General features: G+C 69.6%; 5 protein-coding genes. 4 read left to right on the top strand and 1 reads right to left on the bottom strand.

Going from position 1 to position 6000, the window contains the following annotated elements:
• Positions 1-132 precede the first annotated feature (132 nt).
• Positions 133-1908, top strand: coding sequence for a glyoxylate carboligase (gene gcl, locus ACYVJE_RS12030; protein ID WP_461144495.1), 1776 nt, complete (start codon positions 133-135; stop codon positions 1906-1908).
• 890 nt (positions 1909-2798) lie between these two features.
• Positions 2799-3116 (top strand): antitoxin, encoded by a 318-nt coding sequence (locus tag ACYVJE_RS12035; protein ID WP_461144496.1) that lies wholly within the window; start codon positions 2799-2801, stop codon positions 3114-3116.
• Between the two features lie 348 nt (positions 3117-3464).
• Here the strand turns inward: ACYVJE_RS12035 and ACYVJE_RS12040 are convergent, their stop codons facing one another.
• Positions 3465-4748, bottom strand: a complete 1284-nt coding sequence (locus tag ACYVJE_RS12040) for a phosphodiester glycosidase family protein (protein ID WP_461144497.1) — start codon at positions 4746-4748, stop codon at positions 3465-3467.
• A 346-nt stretch (positions 4749-5094) separates the two neighbouring features.
• Here ACYVJE_RS12040 and ACYVJE_RS12045 point away from each other — a divergent pair, with 346 nt between their 5' ends.
• Together ACYVJE_RS12045 and ACYVJE_RS12050 are read left to right on the top strand one after the other, a co-directional pair.
• A complete protein-coding gene (locus ACYVJE_RS12045) occupies positions 5095-5226 on the top strand; it encodes a hypothetical protein (protein ID WP_459159163.1) in 132 nt (43 codons plus the stop codon).
• 138 nt (positions 5227-5364) lie between these two features.
• On the top strand, positions 5365-5673 hold the full coding sequence (locus ACYVJE_RS12050; RefSeq protein ID WP_459159164.1) for a hypothetical protein: 309 nt from the start codon (positions 5365-5367) through the stop codon (positions 5671-5673).
• The last annotated feature ends 327 nt before the right edge of the window (positions 5674-6000 follow it).

The raw sequence follows: 6000 nt of genomic DNA on the forward strand, positions 1-6000 counted from the left end.
GCGCGTCTTGACGGCACGTCGAAGCAGGAGCATGATTAATTCATATAGCGAAATCAAAATTTCGTATTGCGGAAGCACCCGGCGGTGCTGATCCGTGGCGCCCCGATCCGTGCCATCCCTGGAGGAGCTCCCATGCCGCGCATGACCGCTGCCGAAGCTGCCGTCGAAGTTCTGCGACGCGAGGGGGTGGCCGAAGCGTTCGGCGTCCCCGGTGCGGCGATCAACCCGTTCTACGCCGCCCTGCGCACCAGCGGGGAGATCAACCACACGCTCGCCCGCCACGTCGAGGGCGCATCGCACATGGCCGAGGGCTACACGCGGACCGGCCAGGACAACATCGGCGTGTGCATCGGCACCTCGGGGCCGGCGGGCACGGACATGATCACCGGTCTGTACTCGGCCTCGGCGGACTCCATCCCGATCCTGTGCATCACCGGCCAGGCGCCGGTCGCGCGTCTGCACAAAGAGGACTTCCAGGCGGTGAACATCGCCGACATCGCCGAGCCGGTCACGAAGATGGCCATGACGGTCCTCGAACCCGCGCAGGTGCCGGGTGCTTTCCAGCAGGCGTTCCACCTCATGCGCTCCGGCCGTCCCGGCCCGGTGCTCATCGACCTGCCGCTCGACGTGCAGCAGGCCGAGATCGAGTTCGATCCGGACACCTACGAGCCCCTGCCCGTGCACAAACCCGCGGCGACCAGGGCGCAGATCGACAAGGCGCTGGAGATGCTCTCCGCCGCCGAGCGCCCGCTGCTCGTGGCCGGGGGAGGGGTCATCAACGCCGGCGCGGCCGAGCTGCTCGTCGAGTTCGCGGAACTGACCGACGTCCCCGTGGTCCCGACGCTGATGGGCTGGGGCTCCATCCCCGACGACCACCCGCTCATGGCGGGCATGGTCGGCCTGCAGACAGCGCACCGCTACGGCAACGCGACGCTGCTCGAGTCCGATTTCGTGCTGGGCATCGGCAACCGCTGGGCGAACCGCCACACCGGTGGGCTGGAGACCTACACCCAGGACCGCACCTTCGTCCACGTGGACATCGAACCCACGCAGATCGGCCGGGTCTTCACCCCCGACTACGGGATCGTCTCCGACGCGAAACCAGCGCTGGAACTCTTCACCGAGGCCGCCCGCGAGCGGCGGACCGCCGGGAAGTTCCCGGACCGCTCCGAATGGGTTTCGGCGTGCCAGACGCGCAAGCGGACGATGCAGCGACGCACCCACTTCGACGACGTCCCGATGAAGCCCCAGCGCGTCTACGAGGAGATGAACCGAGCTTTCGGTCCGGAGACCCGGTACGTGAGCACCATCGGTCTCTCGCAGATCGCAGGTGGCCAGTTCCTGCACGTCTACCGTCCGCGGCACTGGATCAACTGCGGCCAGGCCGGCCCGCTCGGCTGGACCGTGCCCGCTGCCCTGGGCGTGCGCGTGGCGGATCCGGACGCGAACGTGGTCGCCCTCTCCGGCGACTACGACTTCCAGTTCATGCTCGAAGAGCTCGCCGTGGGGGCGCAGTTCAACCTGCCCTACGTCCACGTGGTGGTGAACAACTCGTACCTCGGCTTGATCCGCCAGGCCCAGCGCGGTTTCGACATGGACTACTGCGTGCAGCTCTCCTTCGACAACGTCAACGCCCCCGGGATCGGCGGGTACGGGGTGGACCACGTCAAGGTGGCCGAGGGGCTGGGGTGCAAGGCCCTCCGGGTGCACGAGCCCGATGACCTGCCGCTGGCTTTCGACGAGGCCCGGAAGTTGGCAGCCGAACACCAGCTCCCGGTGGTCGTCGAGGTGGTCCTCGAGCGCGTCACGAACATCTCGATGGGCACCAACATCGACAACATCTCCGAGTTCGAGGAGGTCGCCGCGGGTGCGGCTGACGCTCCCACCGCCACCCTCCCGCTGGAGTGATCCGCGCCGAGCATGTGCGTGCTCCATTCGAGCTAATCATGCGCAAAACGCCGCGCCGTCCGCGCCCGTTCCCGGTACTGGACGCTCCGCGCAACAGTGGCTGTCTCTTGTGGAGGGAGAAATCGGGCGGTGACGACACCGTCCCCGGAGGATGCTGCGGCTCGGCGCAGCACCGCCGCCGGCGATGACACGACGCGACACCTCGCGGCCGCTGTCCACGTCGATGAGGACTTCGCCGACGAGGTGCTCGAGGAGTGCCTGTCCGAGAGGCGACGAGCAGTGCCGCCCTCGCCGGGCGTCGAGCCGGCGACGGTGCTGAGCGAGGCGGTGAGCGCGCGACGTCGGCGAGTCCTCCGCGACTCGATCGTGCTCGGGTCGTTCCTGGTGCTCCTGGTGCTGTGGTTCCCCGGCACCGCGCCGTGGTTGGCCGCGACCACGGTCGGGTACCTGCTGCACTCCTGGCTCCGCAGCAGGCGTGCGCCTCGGTCTGCTTCCTCGTGCCGGCCGCGGCCGGTTTCGTCCCGACGGTGCGCCACTTCTCCCGGGTGGACCGGGGCGCGGCGGAGACCGGTGCGGACACGTCCCGGACCGCAGCGCCGTCCGAATAGCGCCGGAGCGCGAAGGGCCGTCCGGTGAACGAGCCGCCCTCGAGTGCCAGCCCCGAGCAGCGGGAACAGCAGGAACTACCCCGAGGCGCGTGTCCGGCCGACAGGGGGAGGCCCAAGGACCGAGGTGGGCGCAACGGCGCGGACAAGCATCGCTGGCCTGGTAACCGCGCTGGCGGCCCGTGGCTGCCCGGCTCAGACGGGTCCACCTCCGTTGTTCCTGCCTGCACGATGAGCGAGCCGCGTACCACAATGGTGGCGTACCATCGTGGGAGGAGGAACGGCATGAGCATGATGGACAAGCTGAAGGGCTTCCTCGGCAAGAGCCCGGACAAGGCCAAGCAGGGGATCGACAAGGCCGCGTCGTTCGCCGACGAGAAGACCGGCGGCAAGTACAGCGACAAGATCAACCAATTCAGCGAGAAGGCGCACGGTTACGTGGACGCCCAGGGCGAGCAAAGCGGGGAGCAGCAGGGCAGCGAGCAGCAGGACGGATCGACCGGATCCGGGGGCGGTGAGCAGCAGGACGGATCGACCGGATCCGGGGGCGGTGAGCAGCAGGACGGTTCGACCGGATCCGGGGGCGGTGAGCGGCGCCAGTAGGCGTAGTTCTCAGTGCCCGCACGGGTTGGCTGTGACGGGCTCGAGGCCCTCGAACCACTGCCGGAGGTCATCACGGTGCCTCTCGTTTCCTGGTACGACTCCGGTGGAACCCGTGCCCGGCTGGCCGAGCACGGCTTGATCGGCGAGATTCGTCGCCGAGGGCGGGACGGCACCGCTCCAGGCCAGCCAGCGCTGGCACGCCGCATGCACGGATGCCCGGCACCAGGCCCGGCCGCCGTGAACTCTGGAGCCCGGCGGTGACACCACGCGCCGCGACGAGCTCGGCACCGGCCGCACCGTTGTCTGCACCACCCCTCGCCGGCCGACGCGGACATCCCGCCGGGTGACTCAGGGCGTTTCGGGGTGGAACGGGGTGTCGCGGTAGACGAGTGCGTCGCCGACGGCGCGCTCCGCACTGCCGCTCGGCTGGTTGACCAGGCCTCTGTCCGTGGACATGCTCGTGGATCCACCGCCGTCCAGGTTCACGGCGTCGGTCAGCCCGAGCGCGTGCGCCACTGCGGCGGTCTCGTCCATCGTGGTGCCCACGCTGGTGGTCTGCCTGCCGTCGATGGTGACCAGCTTGATCGTGCCGTCGGCGGTGGTGCCCCCGAGGGTGCGCGGGTTGCGCGCGAACAAGCCGCCGTCCTCGCCGTCGGGCACGACGATCTCGCCGCCCTCGACGAGGCGGTAGCGCCCGGTCACGCCGAACAGGCTCCGGCGCAGCGGAACCGTGTCGCCGTCCTGGTCGGTCAGCGATGAGTGCCTGGTGAAGCAGCCCTGCTCCGCTGCCGCCCGCAGCTTCGCCGCGTTGGCGCCGGTGGCCTGCAGGGAGGTTTCGCCCTCGGCCAGGGCGGTGCCACGTGCGGGCAGGGTGCGCTGGGGGCAGCCACGGTGGTCGAGGACGACCTCGATGCCCCTGCCCTCCGGTGTGCTGCTGCTGAACTCGGGGGTGAACAGCACGAGGTCACCAGGCTTGTCGCAGGATCCCCCGCAGTCCTCGGGGACCGCAGGCGGATGGTTGATGTGATCCGGGGTGAGGCGCTGACCGGTGTGCCGGTTGCGGACGACGCCGGACCACTCGAGCCTGCCCATGAGGACCTCGCCGCTGGCGCTGTCGACGAGGAAGTTCGCCTCGGCCGGACTTCCGGTGGGTTCGCTCAACAGGTGTCCGGAGTGGACGCCGAGCCCGACGGGGTCGCCGGGGTAGCGGCGGTCGTCGGTGAACGTGAAGAACGACGCGTTGACGCCGGCCAGCGCACCGCTGGACTCGACCAGCTGGGTGGTCTTCTCCGTCTGGCCGAGGTCGGGGCCGTACGTCGCCCGCAAGTGCCCGCGCGCGGCACGGGGATCGATGCTCAACACGTGCACGCGCCAGGGGCCCCGGCTCGTCGTGCCGATCTCCTCGGGAGCCGCCGGTTCGCTGCCGCGGACGATCTCGGTGAGGGTGACCCCGGTCGTCAGGGTCTTGGTGGTGCGGGACTCCGCGAGGTCGGGATCGCCGAGCGGCAGCGGTGCGGGCGCTGCCGCGCTGGGAGGTGTGAGCGTCGCTGTCAGGACGGTCAGCAGGAACACGATCCCGGAGTGCGTGCGCCAAGAGCGCACGGGCCGCGGGCCGAGCGATGTCGTAGTCACAGCGGCGATCATCCAAGGCGTCGGGAACATCGCGGCCAGTTTTCGGCGTCGGCGAGTCGACGAACGACTTACCCACGCCCGCGTCCGGGCGCATGCGCGCAGCGCGGCGGGGCCGTTCGAGGGCGGATCACTCCGCGATGACGAGGGGCGGAGTCCGGTGGCCGGGTTGGTCGACGAGGCCGCGCCGGCCACGGGAGGTCATGACCAGCGCCGGCGCCCGCTTCGAAGCCGGACAGATCGTCGAACGACCTGACGAGCCCGCTCCCCGCAGCTGCTTGGACAAGCTTGATCCGCAGGTATTGACAACTGCTCCCCGCCGCTGGCGAACGGCCGGGTGTTCTGCAGCGTGCAGGTGCTGCTGCGGATCTACGCCGAGTGCCTCGCCGGGCAGGAGGAGGCCGCGCTCGCGGTGGCGGAGTTCCTCGCGGAGGGTTGGCGGGAGCGGCCCCGGCAGATCTTTGCCGTGCATTTGCCGTGAACACCCCGCGGGCGCGGCCTCATCTCGTCCCGACTCGGCAGGCCAGTCGCATCACACCCGGCTGGCGGCGGCTTGGCACCCGATCATCGGTACGCCACTGGTGATCACCTGCGGTGTGCTGGCCGGCGAGGTGATCTCATGAGCCGCCACCGCACCGACCGCACCGCCGAGCTCAAACTCGTGGCCAACGCACTGGCTCCGTACTACCGCCGCGCCACCCAGCACATCGTCGACGTCGAGCAGTGGCTCGCCGCAAACGAGCACCGCCACGTCGACGACGTGCTGTACGTGGTCTGGGACCGCACTGATGCCGCCGTACTCGCCCACGTCCGTCCCGACGTGGAGGTGCGCGTGGCTGCCTCTCTCGTGGGCTGGGCCCGTCGGCGTGCCGATGACGTCGCCGACCCCGGCGACATCCCCGGTCAAGGCACCACCAGCACCGACTGAGACGGGTAGAAGGGCTGGCCGCAGTTGTTGGCCAGTCGCGCAAAAGCAGGCGGTGATCCACTCGCAGCCGGTCCGGGTGTTCCTCGCTGGAGGGGGTTGTCCCGGCTACCCGTCCAACCGCCGCTCTGCGAAGCTCTCAGCTACGAACGTGCGTGGCGTTTGCGCAGCCGCATGCGGCCGCAGCGGCGTGGTTTCGCTGCACTAGGGCGTGTTTCAGAAGTGGATCTCTGGGTGAGATGATCTTGGTGTGGGACGTGGAGATCTGACCGATCAGCAGTGGGCGAAGCTGGAGCCGTTGCTGCCGGTAGGGGTCAAGAGTGGGCGGCC

The sequence above is a fragment of the Salinifilum aidingensis genome (assembly GCF_054782015.1).

What these genes read in the sequence shown, in the direction of transcription:
- gcl (WP_461144495.1), top strand. Translation starts at nt 133, where the DNA reads ATGCCGCGCATGACCGCTGCCGAAGCTGCCGTCGAAGTTCTGCGACGC.
- ACYVJE_RS12035 (WP_461144496.1), top strand. Translation starts at nt 2,799, where the DNA reads ATGAGCATGATGGACAAGCTGAAGGGCTTCCTCGGCAAGAGCCCGGAC.
- ACYVJE_RS12050 (WP_459159164.1), top strand. Translation starts at nt 5,365, where the DNA reads ATGAGCCGCCACCGCACCGACCGCACCGCCGAGCTCAAACTCGTGGCC.